This window comes from Limnobacter sp. CACIAM 66H1 (assembly GCF_001601825.1).
In the GTDB taxonomy this organism is placed as follows: domain Bacteria; phylum Pseudomonadota; class Gammaproteobacteria; order Burkholderiales; family Burkholderiaceae_B; genus Limnobacter.
In genome coordinates, this window is record NZ_LUJK01000019.1 from 1 (window position 1) to 22,450 (window position 22,450).

Sequence of the window (22,450 nt, forward strand, 5' to 3'; positions counted from 1 at the left end):
TTTCAGTTCCATGCCCAGTACACCAGGGTTGCTCCCGCTACCAGCAGTTGCACGCTGTTGATGATCACGCTAAGCCGGTGTTTGCGATTGAATTCTGCACCGGCTGCTGTGTCCCCAGCTAGTTCCCGGTCGCGAAGTTCATTGATTTGAGGCATCAGAATTTGCCGTGTGTACACGCTGGCCAAACCGACCAAAGCCGATGGAAGCAACACCCAAAAGCCGCTACCGGAAAGCCCTGCAAAAATGGCACTGAGAAAGCCGAACACGATCACATACAGGTAGTACCAGGGAAACACAGCGCGAATGAATGGCCCCGCTTGTTCCATTGGCAATTTGGTGAACACCAGCGGTGCAAACAAGGCCGAGAAGGCCAGAATACCGCCGAACAAACCACCCAGGGCCAAGGTTGTCAGTGCTTGAAACCATTCCATACATCACCTGCTGCAAAGTTACTTCGAGTATTGATTGTGCATCAGTGGGGTGAGTTTGTGGCCCAAATTGACTCCAAAGTCGTCACTTTTCACACTCACGCCTGTTGCACCCAAACCTCTACACTGCATCTCATCGAAAACCAACACAACACGAGACACACCACATGGCCAGCTCAAAAAAAGAAGCACAAAACATTCTTGAAGTTGCAATCGTCGGCGCGGGCGTATCAGGCCTGGGCATGGGTATTCAATTGCTCAAGGCAGGTGAAACCAATTTCAAGATTTTCGACAAAGGCCACGATGTGGGCGGCACCTGGCGTGATAACACCTACCCCGGTTGTGGTTGCGATGTTAAAAGCAGCCTGTACAGCTATTCCTTCGAACCTTGGGCCGAGTGGAGCAACAGCTACGCCAAGCAGGGCGAAATTTACAAGTACCTGCGCCACTGCGCCACCAAGTATGGTGTGTACCCTTACATTCAATTCAACACCAGCATCACTGGTTCAGTATTCGATGAGCAAGCTGGTTTGTGGAATATCACCACAGCCGATGGCAAAACCATTCAGGCCCGCAATGTGGTAACGGCAGTGGGCCCGTTCAGCGCACCCAAGGTTGCAGAATTCAAGGGTGCCGAAAAGTTCAAAGGCAAAACGGTACACACCGCCGCTTGGGACCATTCCGTTGAACTGGAAGGCAAACGTGTTGGCCTGATTGGCACTGGCGCCACGGCCGTGCAGGTTGGCCCCGCCATTGCCGACAAGGTCAAAAACCTGGTGGTGTTTCAGCGCACGGCCAACTGGATTATGCCGCGCCCAGACCGCAACATCGAAGAAGCTGAAAAAGCACTGAACCGCAAAACCCCGCTGAACATGAAAATGAACCGCCTGGGCGTGTATTGGTTCAATGAATTGACAGCACCGTTTTTGATTTTGAAGTACGACATGTTCAAGGCCCAGCCCGAGAAAATGGCCAGTAGCTACCTGGCCCGCAAGGTGAAAGACCCTGAACTGCGCAAGAAGCTGACGCCCACCTTCAAGTTCGGTTGCAAGCGTGTGTTGGTCAGTTCCGACTGGTACCCCACCATGCAAAAAGAGCATGTGCATTTGGAAACAAATGCCATTGAATGCATCACTGAAAAAGGCATTCGCACCGCCGACGGTGTCGAACACGAACTCGACGTGATCATTTACGCCACTGGCTATGAAGTGCGCCACACGGGTTCACCGATTGATGCCAAGGGTATCGGTGGCGCCAGTCTGAATGAGAAGTGGAAAGATGGTTCCGAAGCTTATCAAGGCATTTCAACTGCTGGTTTCCCCAACCTGTACTTCCTCGTGGGTCCGTTTACTGGCCCTGGCCACACCTCTGTGATTGCCTATGCGGAAGCGCAAATTGGCTATGTGATTCAGGCCATCAAGTTGCGCCAAAAGCGCAAGCTGAAAGCCATTTCTGTGAAGCCCGAGGTGGAACAGAAGTTTGTAAATACCATGGATTTCCGCAGCGAACACACGGTGTGGAAAAGCGGTTGCGCAAGCTGGTACCTCAGCCCCAATGGCCGCAACAACACTTTGTACCCTGGTTTGAACGCTGAATATCGCATGCGAATTGCACGTTTCAACCCGGCAGAATATGTGCTGACGGCCAGCAATGGCAAAACGGTGAAGCCGAAGGTGACAGACCACATCAGCACCGGTTTGATGGCGATCAAAGCCGCATAAAAGCTTTACAAACCGGCGTGGCTATTCGAAAAGAATGGCCTCGAGCCGTGCCATCACATCGTTTAAAACATGTTGCGGCACGCTTTCTTTTGTTGCAGCTTTGCGGGCTCGCCAATCGAGTGATTTCAGCTGGTGGCAGTGCACTGCACCCTGCGTGTCGCTGCCGCACCCCATCAATGTAACCACGGTACCGAATGATCGTGCTGCGGCCGCGGCCCCTTGGGATATGGGGCAAATCATCGCCAATCCGCGTTGATTGAATGGTTTGCTACTGACTACCAAACCAAAGTGTGGTCCTTTCATTTCTTGTCCACTGGCGGGGTCGAATTGAAGGTGAACAATATCGCCGCGGTGAGGAACGTAGGGCATCAGTTCTTTTCCAAACCAGTTTCTTGCAATTCGTCCCACTGCTCGACCAATGGAAATTCTTGTGGCATTTCTGCAAGCAATTCGTTCAACTTGTACTTTGGCTTGGGCATTGCTTCCACCATCATCTTTTTTCCGCTCAATATCAGTTCCACTTGCGATCCTTCAGAGAGCCCGTTTTGGGCAACAAACGATTTTGGAATCGTCATCACCAACGATCCACCTGCCTTTCGTAAAGTTTGGCGCATGCTAGTTCCCGAAATGAAAGTGTAATTTTAGTAGAACATAAAATCCTACTTAAGTAAAACATCGGCTCTACTACCCAGAATGGATAAAGTTATTGATATTGAAATCTAACAGGCAGACACTGGTCGTTCCCCCAAAAAGGAGAGCGACCATGTCGACCCAAGGCACCAAAGCATCTGATCTGTTTGTTCAGGCCCTGGAAGCAGAAGGCGTAAAGCACATATTCGCTGTGCCCGGCGAAGAAAACCTGGACATGGTCGAAAGCTTGCGCAACAGCAGCATCAAACTGGTGTTGACCCGCCACGAACAAGGGGCAGGCTTTATGGCCGCCACCTATGGTCGACTCACTGGCCGTGCCGGCGTGTGCATGGCCACCTTGGGCCCTGGGGCCACCAACTTCACCACACCCGCCGCCTATGCACACCTGGGTGCATTTCCACTCATCATGATCACAGGGCAAAAGCCCATCAAGAAGTCCAAGCAAGGCCAATTTCAAATCATCGATGTGGTCAATCTGTTTGCGCCCATCTGCAAAATGAGCAAGCAAATCGTCCACGGCAACAACATTCCCGCTTTGGTACGTGAGGCCTTTCGAATTGCTGAAGAAGAGCGCCCCGGTGCGGTATTGCTTGAGCTGCCTGAGGACATTGCCGCTGAACAAACCACTGCGCCCATCATTCCCCGCAGTGAGCGCCACTATGCCGTGGCCGACGACGTGGTGCTCAACGAAGCGGTGTCCATGATCCGCTCTGCCCGCATGCCGCTGGTGTTGCTGGGCGCAGGTGCTAACCGCAAACAAGCCAGGCTGGCTTTGCAAGAATTCATTGAAACCACCGGCATTCCGTTTTTCAGCACACAAATGGGCAAGGGGGTGGTGGATGAGGGCTCTCCCCATTTTCTGGGCACTGCGGCATTGTCAGATGGCGATTATTTGCACTGCGCTATTGAACGTGCCGACCTCATTGTCAATGTGGGCCACGATGTGGTTGAAAAGCCGCCGTTTTTCATGGCCCATGGTGGAAAGAAAGTCATTCACGTGAATTACCGTTCCGCCAAAGTAGACCAGGTGTACTTTCCGCAATGCGAGGTGGTGGGGGATGTGGCCCGCTCCGTGCAAAAGCTGACCCAAAAAATTGGTGGCAAAGTGGTGTGCGACCTTGCCTACTTCAAGCGTATTCGCGAAGAAATTGAATTGCACATTAAAGAAGGTGCAGACGACGACCGCTTCCCCATCATTCCCCAGCGCTTGGTGGCTGAAACCCGCCGTGCCATGGGTGCCAAAGACATCATTGCGCTGGACAACGGCATTTACAAATTGTGGTACGCCCGCAATTACAAGGCTTATGAACCCAACACCGTGTTGCTGGACAATGCGCTGGCCACCATGGGAGCCGGTTTGCCCTCGGCCATGATGGCCGCCATGTTGTACCCCGACCGCCGGGTAATGGCCATTTGTGGTGACGGCGGCTTCATGATGAACTCGCAGGAAATTGAAACTGCGGTGCGCCTGAAGCTCAACCTGGTCGTTACCATTTTGAACGACAGTTCGTACGGCATGATCCGCTGGAAACAAGAGCACGCGGGCTTTGCTGATTGGGGGCTTGAGTTTGGCAACCCCGACTTTGTGAAGTACGCCGAGGCCTATGGTGCAACGGGCCACCGGGTGGGAAGTGCCGCTGCACTGGTGCCCACCTTTGACCAGGCGTTCAAAGCCGGGGGCGTGCACATCGTAGACGTGCCCGTGGATTATTCTGAAAACAAACGTGTGCTGATTGACGAATTGGCCGCAAAGGTGTGTTTGATATGAGTACCTCCATGAACAACGCGGTTTTGGAAGTAGTCAACCCCTTTGATCTAAAGCCGATTGGTGAAGTGAAGCTGGTCGATTGGCCCACCATCGATCTTTGGTTGAACACCGCCAGCCAATTGCACAAAACCCGCGCCAACTGGCTGCCCATGCACCAGCGAATCGCCATTCTCAAAAAAACGGCACAGCTGATGCAAGGCCGGTTTGATGAACTCGCCTTTCAAATTGCCAACGAGGGCGGCAAGCCCTTGATGGATGCCAAGGTTGAGGTAACTCGCGCAATCGACGGGGTTGAACTGTGCATCAAAGAATTGGGCCACCTCACCGGCACGGAAATTCCCATGGACCTGACCGCAGCAGGTTCAGGCCGCATGGCATTTACCACCCGCGAGCCCATTGGCCCGGTGGTTGCCGTGTCTGCGTTCAATCACCCCTTGAACTTGATTGTTCACCAGGTGGGCCCCGCCATTGCCACGGGCTGCCCGGTGTTGGTAAAGCCGGCCAGTGCCACCCCCCTGAGTTGCCAGGCCTTTGTGAACATGCTGTACGAGGCGGGCTTGCCCGAAGAATGGTGCCGCTTTGCGCCTTGCAAAAGCGACGTGGCCGAGCAAATGGTGACTGATTCCCGAGTGGCATTTTTCAGTTTTATTGGTTCGGGTGCAGTCGGTTGGCGGCTAAAAAGCAAATTGGCGCCGGGTACGCGCTGTGCGCTTGAGCATGGCGGTGTGGCTCCGGTTATCGTGGACGACTGTGCCGACCTTGAGGCCATGATCCCTGCTTTGGTCAAGGGTGGTTTTTATCATTCCGGGCAGGTTTGTGTCAGCGTACAACGGGTTTACGTGCCCGAAGACATGGCCACCGCCTTGGCGCAAGCCATTGCTGACAAGGCTTCCACGCTGAAAGTGGGCAACGCCATATTGCCCGATACGGAATGCGGTCCACTCGTCAACCCGAATGAAGTCAAGCGCGTTGAGCACTGGGTGAATGAGGCCGTAGCAGGTGGAGCACAGGTGTTGTGTGGTGCCCAAAGGTTGGGTGACACAACTTATGCACCCACTGTGTTGTTGAACCCGCCCCGCGATTCCAAGGTCAGTACCCAGGAAGTTTTTGGTCCCGTGGTGTGTGTTTATGGCACGGAATCGCTCACCGATGCGATTGCGCAGGCCAATAGCTTGCCTGTCGCATTTCAGGCTGCGGTGTTTACCCAAAAGTTAAAAGTGGCACTGCGTTGTGTGCGGGAAATTGATGCCACCGCGGTCATGGTCAATGACCACACTGCATTTCGTGTTGATTGGATGCCATTTGCCGGTCGTCGGCAGTCGGGGTACGGGGTTGGTGGCATTGGCCACACCATGCACGACATGACACAGGAAAAAATGGCAGTCATCAAGTTGTAATTACCAAGTAGATTCAAAACACTATGGCACTGAAAAAAGTAAATCTGAGTGATGTCACCGTGCTGATTCGCACGCGCCGACGGGAATTGGGCCTCACCCAAAAACAATTGGGCGAGAGGCTTGGTATTGATCAGCGTACGGTGTCTTCTTTGGAGAAGAACCCGGGGTCGATCAGCGTGAACCGCCTGTTCGCTGTGCTTGATGCATTGCAAGTCAGCATGTATTCATCCACCGACCCTCGCGATGAAAGCAGCCTGGCTCGTCTCACAGTTGACCAGCTTTTTAGAAACGCAAAAATCGTTTAACAACGTTCCAATCCAGCGCCGGGTGCTCACCCTGTCACCCGGTAAATATCACCCAAACTGATTCAATTCGCCGAAATCCAGGCTGGCAAGTAACTTCGCACGGTTATTCGCCAGCACCGCTTTCATGGATTTCGTTCAACTTCCCGTTTTTGGTCAATCGGTAAAGCCTGGTTTGGGGCTGCGTTTTCGCGGCAACTATTGGGCGTTTTTCGACAAACGCACCGAACTCTCACCCTGGTTGGCGCTGCACCGAGAGTCGATCAACGACACCGAACTCGATGAACTGATGCTACATGGGATTCCGCGCACGCGAACCGGCGATACCGTCGATTGCAAAGTGCTCACCCACTTTGGCCTGGTGCAGGGCGACATGTATGCCGATGGTTTTTTCGTGGGCCGCAGCGAAAGGCAGCGAACGGCCGCATTCACTGGCGATTTGCTGGTGGTGAAAATACCGCTGACAGTCAACCCGCAAAAAGACCTGCTCAACCCCAACAGCATTTACTGGGCCAGTGAGGCCAAACTGTTGGCTCACCCTGTGGGCAGCACTGAACACGAACGCGGAAAAGCACTGGTTGAAATGGCCAGTATTTTGCTGGCCCGTTGGCGCGAACACGACGCACAAAACCTCGAGTTCAAGGTGAAACACCGCATTCACGAACTGTGGGAAGAGGGCAAAGCCTTGGGGCAAGGCGCTGGTGCCGCCGCCATGGGTTTCATTGAAGGTTTGTGGAGCCTGATCAAGATCAGTGTTGAGTTCACTGTGAATGCGGTAAAAGCCACCTGCAACGGGCTGGAAACCCTGATCAATTCAAACTTTGCGCAAATTCAGCAAATGCTCGTGGGTGCAGGCATGGCTGCCTACAACACTGCGCAAGAAATGATCGCCACCGTGAAAGAGGGTATGCGGCTGTTCAACCTCATTGGCTCCGATCGCCTGTTGCGCACAGGCCTGTTCGAATTTCTGGACGGCTATTCCGAAAGCGTACCCCACCTTCGGCGCTTGCGCAATGCAGCCACGGTGGTGGTGGCCATTGGCATTGAAGTTTTGCTGGCCCTGGCCACTTTTGGAGGCAGCCTTGCAGTGGGCGCAGCGCGAGTGGGTGCCAGGGTTGCAAACGGAGCCAGCAAAGTGGGCCCATTTACCCAGGCTGCAATTCGACACCTGGCCAATTACGCCAAAGCGCTGGAAAAGGCACAGGCCTCCAAACTGCGTGCATCCGATAGTGCGCCCTCTGGCAACCGATCTTCAAAAAACAGCAACACCACCACCGCTGCGGGAAGGCCTGCTGAGCCCGGCAAGCCGGCAGCGAGCAATACACAAGGTGCAAACACACCCAAAGTGGCCGAGACCAAAACAGCCGGTGAACCCATCAGCATGATCAACGGTGAAGAACTGCTGCAATTGCTCGATTGCTCAATGCCCGGCCTGGTGGGCCTGAACTGGCAACGCACTTACCGCAGCAGCCTTGCAGAACAAGGATTCAATGCAGGGCTTGGGGCCGGTTGGGCGCACCCCTTAACCGATGCTGCAGGCTTTGAAGAACAGTACGTTTACAACGCACGCAATGTGCTGGTTCAGCGCACGCTAAAAAGCGGTTACAACATTTACTTTGAATGGGAGCAGGCGGGCGAACACTCCCGCTGTGTTCGCCAGTGGGGCGACCCCGTGGGCGGTCAACCCACCTACCACTACCGGTTTGAATGGGGTATTCACGGCACGACCACCAACGTTGCCATGGATAGCCGCGGTGCCCGCACCGAATACCAATTCAATGCCCAAGGCTTGCCCGTGCTTGAAAAGGGCCCTGAAGGCGGCGTTACTTGTACACGCTACAACAGCAGTGGGCAGGTGTTGGAGCGCGTGGATGCCCTGGGCCACCGAGAGCAGTTTCAGTACAACAGCCAAGGCCATTTGGTGGCGTACACCAACAAGCTTGGGCAGCTGCACAGGTTTGAAGTCAACGCACAGGGGCAGGTGTTAAAGCACATCGATGCTGCAGGCCATGTGCGCAGCAACACTTACACACTTGAAGGCTTGCTGGCCAGCCACACCGATGCCACAGGTGCCACCACACGTTACCGCTACAACCACCTGGGTTTGTTGTTTGAAGTAACAAACCCCTTGGGCCAAAGCACGCGCATGTTGTACAACGCGCAAGGCCAGCTGCAAGCGCAAACCAATGCACTGGGGCAAAGCAACACTTACCAATTCGACGCCTGGGGGCGGCTGGCAAGCATAAGCAACCCGCTGGGGCGCAGTGCCTATTACGCCTACGACTTACTGGGTCGATGCACCCGCGCCACCAACCACGAGGGCTTAAGCACCGAATACAGCTACGGCCCACTGGGCCAGCTTGAACGTATTACCGACCCCACCGGCCGCAGCACGGTTTACGAATATGCCGACAAATTAAGCCAGCCCACCGCACGCATTGATGCACAAGGTTTTACCCATGGCACGCATGCACTTTTCCAGCCAGTCTGGTTTGTCCAATAATTTACCAATTGCTTTATCAAGGTCTTGCTGAATACTCTGGCCGTAAGCCATTTCAGCTTTGGCAAGCGCTTTTGCAAACACGTCAAAACCTGGCCTCATCATCGCCAAGTCAATCAAGTCGCGATTGAACACACCTTCATCCGCCCAGCTGTCGGAATTCGCGAGCAATTTGCTTGCAAGCAAGTCAACAACACTCAGCGTGGCAACCCCGCACACTACATCAGTAGGTTTGGGCATCTCAAACTCTATCCAGCCTTCCAGCACAATTTCAAATTTGATGTTGTGTTGGCCCAGTCCAATTGCAGTGCGAATGCCGTATTGGTCTGCACGCACTTCTCGAAGTTGCGAAATCAAAGTGGTGTTTTCATTGAAAAGCCCCAGCACGTTTCCAGATTCCCGCACCAATGTACGCAAGGCCCTGTAGCTGGCAAGGTCAGACACCATCAAATCGATGTCCACTGACTCCCTGTATTCCCCATGTCGCAGCGCAATTGCCGTACCTCCGCCAAAGTAGCACTGGTGTGCTTTCAGCAAGTCGGCATTCATCAAGCGAAGTACCTGTTCAATTGCCTGGTGGTGTATGCGTTTAAACATTCAGGCACCGTCCTTCGAACCAGGTTCAAACTTCGTCCGCAGTCGCTCGATCAACTGTTGTTCATCCGCAGTTATTTTCGTTTCATCAATATGCCGCCAGTTGCGCACATAAATATCCCAGGCTTGCCGGGGAGTAATCGATTCAGCCCCCTGCACATGCCAGGCAAGCGATTTCAATTGAGGGTAGTTGCCCAAAGCGATCACTTCAGGAATCGGTGCAGTTCTATCATCGCAAGCACTCACAATTCCGCACCTTAAGCCCAGTGCGGCCACAGCAGCCCAATAGGCGCCCGCGGCTACAGAGGGCTCCCCCAGTTCAATCCGGTGCAGAGTAGTTCGTGAAAGACCCGCGGCAGTGGCCACCGCCTCGGCACTTAATTTGTTGGCCTTGCGGTATTGCTTCAATTGTTTGCCCAAAGCAAGCAATTGATCTCGCGGTGTGGCAGTTTGTAAATTGAATTTGGCTGGCATAGTGTTTCTCATTCTATACAAAAATAGAATTTTGTATACAACCAGAAACAAATTGTCGCTTATTCCACCGAAAAGCTCGACCCACAGCCGCAGGTGCTCTTTGCCTGCGGATTGTTGAATACAAAACGCGAAGCCAGGGTGTGGGCTTCATAGTCGATGGTGGTGCCTTCCAGGTAGGGTGCGCTAACGGGGTCTACATAAATGTGAATGTAGGGGTTGATTTGCACCAAAATGTCGTCCTCGTCCGTTTCTTTGGCGAGGTCGATTTTGTATTCAAAACCTGAACAGCCACCACCCTGCACATACAGGCGGATCATGGCCGGTTTGTGCATGTTGTCGCGCAGGTCCAGAATTCTCTCCTGCGCTGCGTCGGTCAAGGCAATGTTACAAGTGGGTGTTGCTGCTTCAGTAGTCATGTCAAATCAGGTCGGTTTCCGCTTTCTCGGTCTCACAGCTGGAAATTCTCCAGCTGCCGTCCGGGCGCTTCTGTAATACGTAGTATACGTTCCAAAGCGTTTTTTGGCGGTCAACCATCTGCACCGCGTGTAGTGCATTCATTCCATCGGTCTCAAATTTCACAAAGCGGACCGAGGCGGGGCGGTATACCACGTCATAGCCGTCACGCACCATTTGCATAAAGGTGTCGGCATCGCCAAACATGGTTTGAATATTGGGGGTTGCGTAGGAAAAGGCTTTTGGGCCATCGCCTTGCTTGAAGGCTTCGAGTTGGGCTTCAATCACTGCCCTGGTTTGCTGTTGGTCTTCGGCATCGCCTGCGTGGGTCAGGCTGGTGGTAAACAATGTTGCTAAGCCAGCTGCAAAAAAAACCAACCACAACTTCCAAATTTTTTGCCTGAAACTGCTTTCTTTGTCCAAGGTTTGTTTACGCCTGGGAACTTCATTGACTTGATTCGGCATTTACCCACTACCTCCAATGGAATCAATCGCTTGGCGTTTAAGTGTGCCATGAAGTGTCCTGCTGAACAAGACACTTTACATCGCTGTGCGGAAACCCGCATCCAGCTTTGTTCAGCGCCTGTTCAGGCTGACATATTTCTTTAAAGAAACACTCACATCCATGTAACACAGCGGCCAGACAATCCGGGGGTCTTAAACGGAGGTCGAGATGTCATCACTAACCAAAAAAGAAATGGAAATCCTTTCCAGCCCTACATTCCAGCAAATCATTAACCAGCACTTGGAAAACCCTTCACGTCGAACCATTTTGAAAGGTTCCGTGGGTGTCGCTGCTTTGGGCTTTCTTGGCCTGGCAGGTTGTGGCGGTGGTGATGGCGCGGTGGCTGGTGCGCCCCGCAGCACCCAACTCAACGCGGTGGGTTTTAGTTCAACATCCTTGAGCACTGCTGACTCGGTGATCGTTGCTGAAGGTTACCAATACCAGGTTCTGTACAAGTTGGGTGATCCTATTGCCGCGGGCGTAGCCGATTACATGAACGACGGTTCAGACGCAGCCAACAACCCTTCGGAATTCCAGTTCCGTTCCGGTGATCACCATGACGGCATGTACTTCTTCGGCATTGGCTCAAACAACGCATGGGATCCAGAAGCCAGCGACCGTGGTCTTTTGGTGGTCAATCATGAAGCCATTACGCCTTTGTTCCTGCACGTGAACGGCCCCACGAGCGTCGCGGGTGTTCGCGATGCCAACGAAGCATTGAAAGAAATGTATATTCACGGTGTGTCGGTAGTGGAAGTACGCCGTGGCAGCAATGGCCAGTACAGCGTGGTTCAGAACAGCCTGTTCAACCGCCGCATTCACACATTGACCGACATGGAAATCAGCGGACCGCTGCGCGGCAATCCATTCATGGTCACCAAGTACTCGCCAAATGGCACACGCACTCGCGGTACCATCAACAACTGTGCAAGCGGTTACACACCGTGGGGCACTTACCTGGCCTGTGAAGAAAACTGGGCAGGCTATTTTGGCAACAGCAACCCTGGAACCCGCACATCCAACGAACAGGCTTCAATGCGCCGTTATGGCGTGCGTGCCACTGTGGGTAATGGTCGTGAAGGCTGGAACACTGCCAGCGAAGTGGGTCAGGTGGGCGAGCCATTCAGCCGCTGGAACGTAGGAATCGTCGGTGCAACTGCGGCTGACGACTATCGCAATGCCGCAAATACGTATGGCTGGAACGTTGAAATTGACCCGTTCCGCCCAAACAGCATTCCCAAGAAGCGCACCGCCATGGGCCGCTTCGCACACGAGGGTGCATGGGTAGGCCCCGTTGAGGCCGGCAAGCCAGTGGTGTTCTACATGGGCTGCGATTCTCGCTACGAATACATTTACAAGTTTGTATCGACTGCCAACTGGGACCCCGCCGACATGATGGGTGGCCTGCAAGCTGGCGACAAATACCTCGACTTCGGTAAGTTGTATGTTGCGAAGTTTGATGCGGACTTCACCGGTGAGTGGATTGACCTGACCACTGTGGCCAATGGCACAACAATCACTGCCGTGCGTGGTTCAGGCTCTTTGAGCACAGCTCCGATTACCTACACCGTGACTGATTCCAACGAACAGTTCTGGAATACACGTTTGCTGGCTGACATTGCAGGCGGTACGCCAATGGATCGCCCAGAGTGGGGTGGCGTGAACCCGCGCAACGGCGAGGTGTACATGACATTGACCAACAACACCAGCCGCCGTGTAGCCGATCCAGCCAACCCACGTGTGTATTTCGACAATGACACCGATGGCGATGGTGTTGGTGATGCGGGTTCTCAGGGCAACGTCAACGGCCACGTCATTCGCTGGAGAGAAGACGGTAGTGACCCTGCAGCCACCAGCTTCGAATGGGATATCTACCTGTTCGGCGCGGAAGACGATGACATCGACAATCCGAACGTAAACCTCTCTGGTTTGACCACAGAAAACGTACTGTCCAGCCCTGATGGTCTGTGGTTCTCTGAAAAAACAGGTGTGTTGTACATCCAGACCGACGACGGCGCCTTCACAGACACCACCAACTGTATGTTAGTGGCTGCCGTGCCCGGTGAAGTGGGCGACGGTGCAGAAGTGGACGTGGACAATACGGCAGGCGGTGCCGGTGTAGTACGCACGAAAGTGGGTGCTGTGGGTACACTGCGCCGTCTGGTGGTGGGTCCAAAAGACTGTGAAATCACAGGTTTGACTGAAAGCGGCGACGGCAAAGCGCTGTTCATCAACATTCAGCACCCCGGCGAAGAAACCAGCGATCTCGCCAATCCAACCAGCTCCTGGCCTTATCCGCTGGCTGGTGGTGGTTTCGGTAACCCTGCGGCTGGAGTAACGCCATCAGGTACCATCCGCCCACGTTCGGCCACCATTGTGCTGACACGTATTGATGGGGGCTTGATCGGTCAGTAAGCGGTCAATCAACAGGCAGTAGTTACGAAGTAGTACCCAATCACCCCGCAGTGTGCACGCACTGTGGGGTGAATCCGTTCTGAAGCTTCAAGGGTAAGAACAGATAGTTGAGCAGGCTATCAAAAACCAGGGGACAGATGTGAAGTTGTATGTGAAGGTTTCCACATCGCTGATGTGCATGGTGGGTTTGGTGCAATTGGCGAATGTGCATGCGAACCCGGTAACAACCCCAGCCACCACCACAGCCACGCCCACGCCAATGCGCTGGGTAGTCAATATGGGCAATCAAACCCAAGGCACCGCTCCCGCTGGCATGTTGCAAACTTTGCAAAACACCCTGGGTGTTCCGGTCAAGCTGGTTCGTCCGCTGTTGCAGCCCGACAGTTATCTGGTTGAAATGCAAAGCCTGCCTGTGCTGGGCAGTTTGCAAACACCCCAAGCCATTCGTGCGGCGCTTCAAGCCTTGCCAGGTGTGCGCTTTGCCAGCCCCGACATTCAATTGCAACGCACGGCAGTGCCTTCGCCTAACGACGGCGCTTACTCGGTCAACCAAGCCAGTTACATGCACACCGGCGCGTATGCCTCCCTGCGCATGCAGGATGTATGGGAGCAAACCCGCGGCAGCAGCAATGTGGTGATTGCCGTGCTCGATTCGGGTGTTTTGTTTGACAACCCCGAATTGAAGGGGCGCTTGTTACCCGGCTACGACTTTGTCAGCAACGTGACCCCACCCACCGGCACTCGGGAAAACGGCACTGTATTTGACTCGGGTTCGAATGACGGCAATGGCCGCGACCCCGACCCTTCCGATCCCGGTGATGCGCCACCCTCAGGCTTTAACTGCCCAGATGGTTCAACCACCAGCTCGTGGCATGGCACCACCGTGGCCTCTGTTGCGGCTGCGCAGTCCAACAACGGGCAATTTCTCGCCGGTATGGACTGGAATGCCAAGGTACTGCCGGTGCGTGTTTCTGGGCGGTGCGGCATTGCCACCAGTTCCGATATTGTGGATGCATTTTACTGGGCCACTGGCTCGGGGCGTGTGGACCCCACCATTGGCGTGAACCCCAACCCAGCCAATGTAATCAACCTCAGTTTCGCCACTGACACACCTCTGTTTGGCGGTGGTTGCGCTGCAAACGACATGGTGGCGCTGGCCATTGCCGATGCAAGGGCGCGCAATGTGTCTGTGGTGGTATCCGCAGGCAACAATTCCGGCGGGGCCGTGCAATACCCGGCCAACTGCGCGGGCACCATTGCTGCCGGGGCAGCCGAGCAAGATGGTCAGCTGGCAAACTACTCTGCCAAAGGTGGTAGCAGCAACTTCCTCACCCTGCATGCACCGGGCAACTCAAACGGCTTGTACGTCGGCGCCAGCAACACCGGTGGTTCTACGCCCAGCGCCAATGGCAGCACGGCATTTTTGTTCGCAGGCACCAGTTTTTCCGCGCCCATGGTGGCGGGTGCCATTTCACTGCTCAAGGCGGTGCGCCCCAGCCTTACCCCCAGTCAAATTGACACCTTGTTGCGCAATAGCGCCCGGCCTTATCCGGCCAACGCCAGTAATTCAACGGGTTTGTTTGGGCGTTTGGACTGCACGCCCACAAGTTGTGGGGCGGGTTTGCTCAATGTGCTCGGTGCGGTTCAGGCTGCCCGGGCATTGAGCAACCCCTTGCCGGTGGCCAATGTCCAGCAATCGGCTGCGGTGGCCAGCAATGGCCCGTTTGTGCTGGATGCGGCTTTGTCTACCAACAGCGCTGGTGGCAATGCCAACCTCACCTTCAGTTGGCAACAGGTGTTTGGCAACCCGGTGGTTTTGGCTGGCACCAGCACCAGCGCCTTGCAGGTGCAGTCGGGCATGGCCGGCAACATTGCTGAATTCGCGCTCACAGTCACCGACACCAGCACCAATCGCAGCAATACCAGCGTGGTTCGTTTGGCCAACACCGCAGTGAACGAACGCACCTTTACCCCCAGCAGCACCGGGGGCAGCGGCACCAGCACTGGCGGGTCAGGCACTTCCACCCCCTCGTCGACCACTACACCGGTGGCCGCAAGCTCGGGTGGGGGTGGCGGCGGCGGAGCATTGGGGCTGCCCGGCTTGTTGGCGATGTTGATGCTATTGGGGCTTTGGCGGCAAAGGGCTGGGGTTGCCTGAAAAAGTTGGGATAGAATCGGGATTCACTTGGTCATACCCCAACCAACAATCAGCCAAGAATCCAAATGCCCAGCCCAGTACCGCAGCATCAAGAACACACCACCCTTCGTTGGGAATATGCGTCCGTAGTTGGCATTTTGGCCATTTGGGTCAGCATGTTGAGCCTCAAAATCGGGGTTGGGCTCATCGCGGGTCTCGCCATTTTTGCCCTTACCCGCTTTACCCGCCGTGGCTTTGTGCGCCTGTTGCAGCCACACATCAACAAATTCAAGGGCCGCTTCATGCGAGTCCTGTTTGGCTGGTTGCCCACCTTTTTAACCACCGCAGTGGTGGCAGCAGCCATCGTATTGCTGGGCATTGGTTTAAACAGCGGCGTTCGCTTTGTGCTGGCCACGATGACCCAGCAAGGCCCCCAGTTGGTTGAGGAGGCGCTGCGCAATCTGAATTCGGTCACCGCCAGCCTGCCGCAGGCCATTAAGGAACACATACCGGGCAAACCCAGCGAATTGTTTCGCATGATCAGCAAAGACGACAGCGACTTCGTGGGCTACATCCGCAGCTTCGGCGGCGCCAGTTTCTTCATTTTCCTGCAATTTGTGTTTGCCCTTATTCTCGGTGTCTCCGCGGCGCTCATGGTGCCCTCACCAGCGGCGGGTGGGCCCTCCAAGCCTTTGGCTGATGCCTGGCTTGAAACCCTTGAGCGTTACGTACGCTGCTTCACGCTGCTGATGGGCGCACAGGTGTATGTCAGCATCTGGAACACTTTCTGCACGGCCGTGTTTATTTACGGCATTTTGCCCGCGTTTGATGTGGTGCTTCCTTTCCGTGAGCTGTTGCTCATGTTCACCGCCGTGGCCAGCCTTATTCCTGCGGCCGGCAACATCATGGCCAACACCCTTATTCTGGTCCTTACCATTCGCTACGGCGTTTTTGTGGCTTTGGGCTCGGTCATGTATTTGTTCATCATTCACAAGCTTGAGTATTTTGTGAACGGCTACATCATTGGCCGCAATGTGCGCGCCAGCGTGCCTGAAATGCTGATTGCCATCATTCTCGGTGAAGTGGCTTTTGGCTTGCCGGGGCTGATTACCGCGCCGGTGACTTATGCATTTTTGAAAATGCACTGGCAACGGTGGGGGTGGGTTTGACCCCCGCATTTGAGTATCCTCCAAAACGCGTAGAGACATCCCTTACTGCAAAAATGACGATTGTGTGAATTGACGCTCGCATTCAATATTGGCCACGTAATTATTATTTTGTTAAACAAATAATTAAAAGGTCGAGAGATGAGTCAATTCAACAAACTAACAAAACTTGCTATTGCGGTTTCCGTCTGCATTGGCTTGGCATCCTGCGGTGGTGGTGGTGGTGGCGACAGTGGCGCCTCTTCTGGTGGTGGCGGTGGAACAGTCAGTGGTGCCGCGGCCAAGGGCATTATTCAAAACGGCATCGTCACCTTGTTTGATGGTGCTGGCAACCCCCTGAGTACCACTTCAAGTCCAATTCGCACCAGCGCAAATGGAAGCTACACCGCCACCTTGAGCAATGCAAGTTATGCAGGTCCGTTATTTGTTGAAATCTCGGCTGACGGCATGACCACCATTCTGAACGAAGCCACTGGTAGTTCAGATCCAGCAACTGGATTGTCCGGCGCGTTGATCAAGTCAGTAGGCAACATCAACGCAGGGCAACCGGTCAGCATCAACGCCACACCATTTACCACGATTGTTGCCGAGCTAGTGGAGCGTTCCCGGGGCAGTGGCAACGCAACCCCTTTGCTTGTTCAACAAGCCCAAGTCGCAATCACAACCACCTTGGGTTTCAACCCCGTGGCAACCCAGCCCGTCAACCCTCGCGATCCTGCCAGTTCTGATGCAAGTCCAGAAGCAAAAAAACAGGCCATCTTGCTGGCTGCTTTGGCGCAACTCAGCCAAGGAATCGCTGATGCAGATTGCCCAGAAGGTACTACCCCCGCAGCCAAACAAATTTGTGCAGCCAACAGTCTGGCCATGGCCTATGCCGGCTCGAGCATTGCCAATAACCAGGCCACAGTTTCTATTGATGGCTCACAAATTCAAGGTTTTACCGCGGCTATTAGTGCCGTCTCAAGCAACCTGTCAATCAATCAGACTGGCGCTTCAGTGGACCCCGCAACCGACCCTGCCACTGACGAAATTCGCATGGCGGAAATGAACCCGAATGAACCTCAAACTACCGAGGTTGCAACACCTGAACAAGGTTTCAATGAAACTGACGTGGCGGCGGTCAAAACCCTGTTCAACAACCTTCGGTCCAATGCAGCCGCACTGGATAACGATGAACTGAACGGTCCGCTGGAAACACAGCTTGCAGACTTCGCCGACAGCTTGACCAGCCAGGCGACCGGTCTTGAACCTGGCCCGTTTGATATCACCGAGGCTACGGCTTTGGGGATCGAGCTTTGGGCGACTCACCAGTTCTTTGCAGCTCAGGATCCGCAATCCTCCCGTCCAGTTTTCTTTTCTGCCGGCTCTGCCGCTTGTCTGGTTCTGTCTTCTGTTACACGCGAGCCTGATCAACCAGTCACGGGTGTGGTGTTTGCAAATTCCTCGGGCGCAAACAATGCCAGATTTGTGGGTTGTACCGTATTTGGCGACGGCGCAAGTCGCCCTCAGGGGAACGGTTTCCTTGAGTTGCGAAACTACGTATTGATGACACCAATTTCCGGTCAGGTAAACACCTTCAATGTGGAAAGCGACTCTCGTTTTTGTGACATAGATTTCAATCAGGACAATTCATTTGACCGTTGCCTGAGCCTTGAAGGAAACAGTCGCGTGATCGGCGGTGTTGCGGGTGCCAATGTGGCTACCGCCAGTGGCAACAAGACCTTTGACAGCATGGGTGTCACAACCAGCATGACCGGTTCATTTAGCGGAATGGTGGCTCCGCCCATTGAATTCGATTTTAGTGATTCAGCAAACCCGACTGCGGTTGAACTTGCTGACACGACAAACGTGGATATCGACTTTACCGCCACGTTCCCTGATGAAAACAGTGTGACCTTGGTCGGCAGCGGCTCATTCACTACCACTTCTGGTGATCAAACGATTACCACTGCTTTGAGCAGCTTCAATGTAAGTGGCACTGAGGATCCCGAGACCCAGGAGTCAACCGGTTCAATCGAAGCACAGGGGCGAATTGAGACTCAATTGGGTGCCTTGCGCGGCAGCTTCTCTGCTGACAGTGATGCAGGGGTTATCGAATTCACGGGTGCGGTTGATTTGAAAGAGGGTAGTGCTACAAATACCTTGTTTGAAGGTGCAGTAACCCTCAGTGGCACCCCAGCCACTGAAACAATGCCCGCTACCGCCTCAGTTCTGTTCGACGGTACACTCAGCTTGCCCAATCGCCCGGAGCTGGTCGTAGAGCTTCAGGTGAACAACGCGGTGTTGAACGACACCATGGATGGGGTTGACACTGGGTCACTGGCATTCACTTATCAGCAAAACGGCACCACCGTAATCCTGAACGCATCGAGAAATGAACAGGGTGTGGAATCCATTACCATCAGCTCACCCACCAGCATGGTTACAGTTGGGCCTTTCAATCCTGACTCTGCGCAAACCGTGGATGTGTTGCGAGATGGTCGACTGGCGGCACGCTACAATGTGGCCGATGCCCGGGTCAATTACGTGGATGGTACGTTTGAACAATTCTAATTTCAGTCTCAAGGCCGCCGCTGTGGCGGCGGCCTTTTTTATTTCAGATACGGCAAGCGCCAGCGATTCCGGGCAGTACCTGCTCGAATTCAGTGGTCAAACCTATCAGGCCAACAACGCAACATCAATTGATCAGTTCGACGATCAATTCACCGGGTACAGCCCGAGGCACAGCCAGGTATTTGGCCTGGCCGAGAATGCTGCATATCTGCAAGCCAGTCGAAATGGGTTTACCTTGCAAGCCTACAAGCGGCAGGAAATTTTTATCAATGCAGGCCGAGAAACCGGTCAGCTTTACGCCGACATTAATGCACGCGTACCACCCAACACCAATCGCGCTTACGCGGTTGATTTCGATGGTTATGGAATTGAACACACTGGTTTAAGTTTCGCCAAAACCCTGAAGTTGCCGAGTGTTGAAATATCACCTGCATTTCGGGTTTACAACATCGACCGGTACCGTGAAATTCAGGCCAAAGGCTTCGCTGCGGCTCGCGCAGATGGCAGCTACGACATCAATGTCAATACCGTAGAGCGCGACACGGAAGCCGATTTTCAGTTTCCTGCTGGTCCTAGCCCAAGTGGCCTGGGTTACGCCCTGGACCTGGCTGTGCAATGGCAGGCCAGGCCCAATATTCTGATGTTTGCCAACGTTCAGAACCTGTTTAATAGCAATGAAATTGACAGTACCCCCACCACTGTCCAAACCATCAACAGCAATGTCAATCAGTTCGATTCTGATGGTTTCCTCAACTACAACTCAGCCATTCAGGGGCGCAATAGTCGAGAAAACTACACCTTCAGCTTGCCTGTCAAAACCCACGTCGGTGGGCTTTACTCCACAGGCGCAGCACATGTTCACCAACTCGGTTTTGATGTCAAACACATCAACGGCTTGGTTTTACCCCGCCTGAGCGCGGGCTGGCAGCAACCTTTCCCTTGGCTCGAAGGTATCACTGTGGGCTATGAAACGCACTTCGAGGCATTCGATTTTGCGGCGTACTTCAAACATGGCGGGGTCAAGTTTGGGTTCGATACCTTGAGTGATGAAAGTCGCCGAGTGGAGTACTTGCAGTTTTTTTGGCTGGCCAAGCTGTAAAATCGAGCAATTCTTCCTATCTTCAGGGGTAATTGCTTGAATTGGTTTCAGCGAATCAACCCAGCCTGGTTTCTGGCAGGGGTGGCGTTTTTTTTGCCGATTAAGCCGGCGCCGGTGAATTTGCTGTTGGCTATTGCAATTCTATTTTCGTTAATTAATTCTGAATGTCGTCAAACTATTGGTCGTTTGTTCACTCGAGTAGAGTTAGTTCCCCTTTGGCTGCTTCTCGGGTATTTGGCACTCACGTTTTTTCATCCTGGCAATGATGAATCCAACTATTCAGAGTTCATTAGCAAGTATGGGCGACTGTCTCTAATTCCGTTTCTAGCCAGTATCCTGATCAATCCAGAAAACAGGCATCTGGTTGGTAAAGGATTCTTGGCTGGAATGGGGGTAGTACTGGCTTTGTCGTACGCTGTTTGGTTCGGGGTTGATCCGTCGTATTTCGGCGCCAAGGCAACCGACATGTATGCCATTCCAAGTAATCCAACCGTATTCAAATCGCACATCACACATAACTTCTTTTTGGTTGTCGCAATTTATCTGTGGATCTTGTCTATCTTTCGCTCGGAAAAACTGCTTTCCAAATTGATCTTCGCTTTGCTAACCTTACTCGCGCTGGTTAATTTGTTTGGCATGATCGATGGGCGTACAGGCTGGCTCGTTTTCATGGTCGTCCCTTTGTATTTTGGTTATCAAAAACTTGGGTTGAAAGGTTTCGTAATTGCTGGTGTTGCGTTTGTCGCTTTATTGGTTTCAGCGTATTTTTTAGTCGACAATGTACACGACCGTTTTTCCACCACTTGGTTGGAAGTTCAACAAGTGCTTCAGGATAAACCTCAGCAGGAAACCAGTATTGGAGAACGCGTTATGTACTTGACCGCCAGTTGGTCTGCTTTCATCAACGCTCCTCTATTCGGTTACGGGTTGGGTGGAATTCAGGCTGCTGTTCAACCATTTACCTCGGCGGCAGGTTGGCCGCCTTTTTACAACCCTCACAACCAGTTTCTAATGTTGGTGTTGCAGGGTGGTTTGCTGGCGCTTGTTTTGTATATTTGGTTCTTCGGTGTTGCGGTTTATCGAAGTAGTCAAAATACGTGGTCGAGTACTTACGTTCTACCCTTGATGATGTTCTATCTGGTTGGAAACATGCTGAACTCATTCCACTTTGATTTTGCTGAAAGTGTGGGTTTTTTGATTTTATATTCAGCGTATCTGGGTAGTGCAAAATGACCTTGTTTATTCATGCACCCAATGTGCATCAAGGGGGCGGCCGAACCTTGCTGAGCGCTCTTCTGGGGCAAGTGGATAAAACTGCTTGTTGCGTGTTGGACGAACGCATGAATAAAAGTGATGCAGTTTTTAATCCTGCAACTCATTCGATCAAGCCAACACTGTTTGATCGACTTTGCGCTGAAATTTTTCTGGCAAAGAACGCGAAAGCCGATGATATTGTGCTGTGCTTTGGTAATTTGCCCCCTTTGTTTAAATCACGCGCCAAGGTGACTGTTTTTCTTCAAAACCGGTACATGTTTGGCACCCACGATTTTTCCCGATTCGCACTAGGTACCAAGTTGCGTTTATGGTTGGAGCGTTGGTGGTTCTGCACCCGTATGCGGTCGAACTATCAAATCATTGTTCAATCGGTAACTATGCAGCGTGAACTACAGTCTAGCCTCGGTTTTAAAGCAACGGTTTTACCTTTTCTTGCGGCTAATGATGAGCCAAGCATAATCACTGCCGAGAGTTTTCAAAACAAAGAATTTGATTTCGTATACGTGTCTTCGGCCGAGCCACACAAAAACCATGCAGCACTTCTGGAAGCGTGGGTGTTGTTGGCTGAGCAGGGTATAAAGCCAACCCTTGCGCTTACCGTAAGCGGGCAAACTGCCGCGAATGTTGCCCAGTTAATTGAGCAGAAAAAAACTGCACATGGCTTGCAAATTACCAACTTTGGTACTTTAAAGCATGGCGATGTTCACAATCTATACCGCGCTTCAAACGCCTTGATCTTCCCCTCAAAGCTGGAATCATTTGGCCTTCCATTGCTTGAGGCCAGCAAGTTGGGTATGCCGGTTCTTGCACCAGAACTGGACTATGTTCGTGACGTAATCGAGCCTGCTCAAACTTTTGATCCAAATTCTCCTACTTCGATTGCCCGGGCTGTTTTGCGTCATCTCAATATACATTTGCCCAAAACGGAAACTGTTGATGCCAAGGCATTTCTGGCCCACGTCTTGCAGCAGGACAAGCAATGAGAATACTGATAGTCACCCAGTATTTTTGG

General features: G+C 53.2%; 19 protein-coding genes. 12 read left to right on the top strand and 7 right to left on the bottom strand.

Annotated elements, in window-relative coordinates; all coding sequences use genetic code 11:
* Positions 1 to 2: 2 nt before the first annotated feature.
* On the bottom strand, positions 3 to 431 hold the full coding sequence (locus A0129_RS07305) for a DUF4149 domain-containing protein (RefSeq protein WP_291713757.1): 429 nt from the start codon (positions 429 to 431) through the stop codon (positions 3 to 5).
* 164 nt (positions 432 to 595) lie between these two features.
* Between A0129_RS07305 and A0129_RS07310 the strand changes: the two genes are divergently transcribed.
* Positions 596 to 2,149: an NAD(P)/FAD-dependent oxidoreductase gene (locus A0129_RS07310; protein ID WP_291713759.1), complete on the top strand. Its 1,554-nt coding sequence runs from the start codon at positions 596 to 598 to the stop codon at positions 2,147 to 2,149.
* Between the two features lie 21 nt (positions 2,150 to 2,170).
* On the opposite strand, the gene A0129_RS07315 is transcribed toward A0129_RS07310, so the two are convergent.
* Both A0129_RS07315 and A0129_RS07320 read right to left on the bottom strand, forming a co-directional pair.
* The gene (locus tag A0129_RS07315) at positions 2,171 to 2,518 is read right to left on the bottom strand and encodes a type II toxin-antitoxin system PemK/MazF family toxin (protein ID WP_291713761.1); all 348 of its coding nucleotides are present in this window, start codon (positions 2,516 to 2,518) and stop codon (positions 2,171 to 2,173) included.
* A complete protein-coding gene (locus tag A0129_RS07320) occupies positions 2,518 to 2,763 on the bottom strand; it encodes an AbrB/MazE/SpoVT family DNA-binding domain-containing protein (protein ID WP_291713763.1) in 246 nt (81 codons plus the stop codon). The genes A0129_RS07315 and A0129_RS07320 overlap by 1 nt, the downstream gene beginning before the upstream one ends.
* Positions 2,764 to 2,912: 149 nt before the next feature.
* Between A0129_RS07320 and A0129_RS07325 the strand changes: the two genes are divergently transcribed.
* The 4 genes from A0129_RS07325 to A0129_RS07340 all read left to right on the top strand — a co-directional run bounded on the left by A0129_RS07325 (position 2,913) and on the right by A0129_RS07340 (position 8,770).
* Positions 2,913 to 4,568, top strand: a complete 1,656-nt coding sequence (locus A0129_RS07325; protein WP_291713765.1) for an acetolactate synthase large subunit — start codon at positions 2,913 to 2,915, stop codon at positions 4,566 to 4,568.
* A complete protein-coding gene (locus tag A0129_RS07330; RefSeq protein WP_291713767.1) occupies positions 4,565 to 5,965 on the top strand; it encodes an aldehyde dehydrogenase family protein in 1,401 nt (466 codons plus the stop codon). The genes A0129_RS07325 and A0129_RS07330 overlap by 4 nt, the downstream gene beginning before the upstream one ends.
* 23 nt (positions 5,966 to 5,988) lie before the next feature.
* Positions 5,989 to 6,270 (top strand): helix-turn-helix transcriptional regulator, encoded by a 282-nt coding sequence (locus tag A0129_RS07335; RefSeq protein WP_105027501.1) that lies wholly within the window; start codon positions 5,989 to 5,991, stop codon positions 6,268 to 6,270.
* 124 nt (positions 6,271 to 6,394) lie between these two features.
* Positions 6,395 to 8,770, top strand: coding sequence for a DUF6531 domain-containing protein (locus tag A0129_RS07340; RefSeq protein WP_291713769.1), 2,376 nt, complete (start codon positions 6,395 to 6,397; stop codon positions 8,768 to 8,770).
* Here A0129_RS07340 and A0129_RS07345 read toward each other — a convergent pair.
* The 4 genes from A0129_RS07345 to A0129_RS07360 are packed head-to-tail and all read right to left on the bottom strand — an operon-like array spanning position 8,684 to position 10,753.
* On the bottom strand, positions 8,684 to 9,364 hold the full coding sequence (locus A0129_RS07345; RefSeq protein WP_291713771.1) for a nucleotidyl transferase AbiEii/AbiGii toxin family protein: 681 nt from the start codon (positions 9,362 to 9,364) through the stop codon (positions 8,684 to 8,686). The genes A0129_RS07340 and A0129_RS07345 overlap by 87 nt on opposite strands.
* Positions 9,365 to 9,835: a helix-turn-helix transcriptional regulator gene (locus A0129_RS07350; RefSeq protein WP_291713773.1), complete on the bottom strand. Its 471-nt coding sequence runs from the start codon at positions 9,833 to 9,835 to the stop codon at positions 9,365 to 9,367.
* 59 nt (positions 9,836 to 9,894) lie between these two features.
* Entirely contained in the window at positions 9,895 to 10,251 is a 357-nt protein-coding gene (locus tag A0129_RS07355; RefSeq protein WP_105027492.1) for an iron-sulfur cluster assembly accessory protein, read from the bottom strand.
* 1 nt (position 10,252) lies between these two features.
* Positions 10,253 to 10,753 carry a DUF4864 domain-containing protein gene (locus A0129_RS07360; RefSeq protein ID WP_291713775.1) on the bottom strand — a complete coding sequence of 167 codons (501 nt, stop codon included), beginning with the start codon at positions 10,751 to 10,753 and terminating at the stop codon, positions 10,253 to 10,255.
* 208 nt (positions 10,754 to 10,961) lie between these two features.
* On the opposite strand from A0129_RS07360, the gene A0129_RS07365 reads away from it, so the two are divergent.
* From A0129_RS07365 to A0129_RS07395, 7 genes are all read left to right on the top strand, one after another.
* Complete coding sequence (locus A0129_RS07365) at positions 10,962 to 13,208, top strand: PhoX family phosphatase (RefSeq protein ID WP_291713777.1); 2,247 nt, start codon at positions 10,962 to 10,964, stop codon at positions 13,206 to 13,208.
* 139 nt (positions 13,209 to 13,347) lie between these two features.
* A complete protein-coding gene (locus A0129_RS07370; protein WP_291713779.1) occupies positions 13,348 to 15,366 on the top strand; it encodes a S8 family serine peptidase in 2,019 nt (672 codons plus the stop codon).
* 65 nt (positions 15,367 to 15,431) lie between these two features.
* Entirely contained in the window at positions 15,432 to 16,514 is a 1,083-nt protein-coding gene (locus A0129_RS07375) for an AI-2E family transporter (protein WP_291713781.1), read from the top strand.
* A gap of 138 nt (positions 16,515 to 16,652) precedes the next feature.
* Positions 16,653 to 19,064 carry a hypothetical protein gene (locus A0129_RS07380; protein WP_291713782.1) on the top strand — a complete coding sequence of 804 codons (2,412 nt, stop codon included), beginning with the start codon at positions 16,653 to 16,655 and terminating at the stop codon, positions 19,062 to 19,064.
* Positions 19,051 to 20,163 carry a hypothetical protein gene (locus tag A0129_RS07385; protein WP_291713784.1) on the top strand — a complete coding sequence of 371 codons (1,113 nt, stop codon included), beginning with the start codon at positions 19,051 to 19,053 and terminating at the stop codon, positions 20,161 to 20,163. The genes A0129_RS07380 and A0129_RS07385 overlap by 14 nt, the downstream gene beginning before the upstream one ends.
* Positions 20,164 to 20,199: 36 nt before the next feature.
* Positions 20,200 to 21,396 carry an O-antigen ligase gene (locus A0129_RS07390; RefSeq protein WP_291713786.1) on the top strand — a complete coding sequence of 399 codons (1,197 nt, stop codon included), beginning with the start codon at positions 20,200 to 20,202 and terminating at the stop codon, positions 21,394 to 21,396.
* Positions 21,393 to 22,421, top strand: coding sequence for a glycosyltransferase (locus tag A0129_RS07395; protein WP_291713788.1), 1,029 nt, complete (start codon positions 21,393 to 21,395; stop codon positions 22,419 to 22,421). Before A0129_RS07390 ends, A0129_RS07395 begins: the two co-directional genes overlap by 4 nt.
* The last annotated feature ends 29 nt before the right edge of the window (positions 22,422 to 22,450 follow it).

What these genes read in the sequence shown, in the direction of transcription:
- A0129_RS07325 (WP_291713765.1), top strand. Translation starts at nt 2,913, where the DNA reads ATGTCGACCCAAGGCACCAAAGCATCTGATCTGTTTGTTCAGGCCCTG.
- A0129_RS07360 (WP_291713775.1), bottom strand. Translation starts at nt 10,753, where the DNA reads ATGCCGAATCAAGTCAATGAAGTTCCCAGGCGTAAACAAACCTTGGAC.
- A0129_RS07380 (WP_291713782.1), top strand. Translation starts at nt 16,653, where the DNA reads ATGAGTCAATTCAACAAACTAACAAAACTTGCTATTGCGGTTTCCGTC.
- A0129_RS07345 (WP_291713771.1), bottom strand. Translation starts at nt 9,364, where the DNA reads ATGTTTAAACGCATACACCACCAGGCAATTGAACAGGTACTTCGCTTG.
- A0129_RS07330 (WP_291713767.1), top strand. Translation starts at nt 4,565, where the DNA reads ATGAGTACCTCCATGAACAACGCGGTTTTGGAAGTAGTCAACCCCTTT.
- A0129_RS07305 (WP_291713757.1), bottom strand. Translation starts at nt 431, where the DNA reads ATGGAATGGTTTCAAGCACTGACAACCTTGGCCCTGGGTGGTTTGTTC.
- A0129_RS07335 (WP_105027501.1), top strand. Translation starts at nt 5,989, where the DNA reads ATGGCACTGAAAAAAGTAAATCTGAGTGATGTCACCGTGCTGATTCGC.
- A0129_RS07365 (WP_291713777.1), top strand. Translation starts at nt 10,962, where the DNA reads ATGTCATCACTAACCAAAAAAGAAATGGAAATCCTTTCCAGCCCTACA.
- A0129_RS07310 (WP_291713759.1), top strand. Translation starts at nt 596, where the DNA reads ATGGCCAGCTCAAAAAAAGAAGCACAAAACATTCTTGAAGTTGCAATC.
- A0129_RS07340 (WP_291713769.1), top strand. Translation starts at nt 6,395, where the DNA reads ATGGATTTCGTTCAACTTCCCGTTTTTGGTCAATCGGTAAAGCCTGGT.
- A0129_RS07315 (WP_291713761.1), bottom strand. Translation starts at nt 2,518, where the DNA reads ATGCCCTACGTTCCTCACCGCGGCGATATTGTTCACCTTCAATTCGAC.
- A0129_RS07320 (WP_291713763.1), bottom strand. Translation starts at nt 2,763, where the DNA reads ATGCGCCAAACTTTACGAAAGGCAGGTGGATCGTTGGTGATGACGATT.
- A0129_RS07395 (WP_291713788.1), top strand. Translation starts at nt 21,393, where the DNA reads ATGACCTTGTTTATTCATGCACCCAATGTGCATCAAGGGGGCGGCCGA.
- A0129_RS07355 (WP_105027492.1), bottom strand. Translation starts at nt 10,251, where the DNA reads ATGACTACTGAAGCAGCAACACCCACTTGTAACATTGCCTTGACCGAC.
- A0129_RS07375 (WP_291713781.1), top strand. Translation starts at nt 15,432, where the DNA reads ATGCCCAGCCCAGTACCGCAGCATCAAGAACACACCACCCTTCGTTGG.
- A0129_RS07350 (WP_291713773.1), bottom strand. Translation starts at nt 9,835, where the DNA reads ATGCCAGCCAAATTCAATTTACAAACTGCCACACCGCGAGATCAATTG.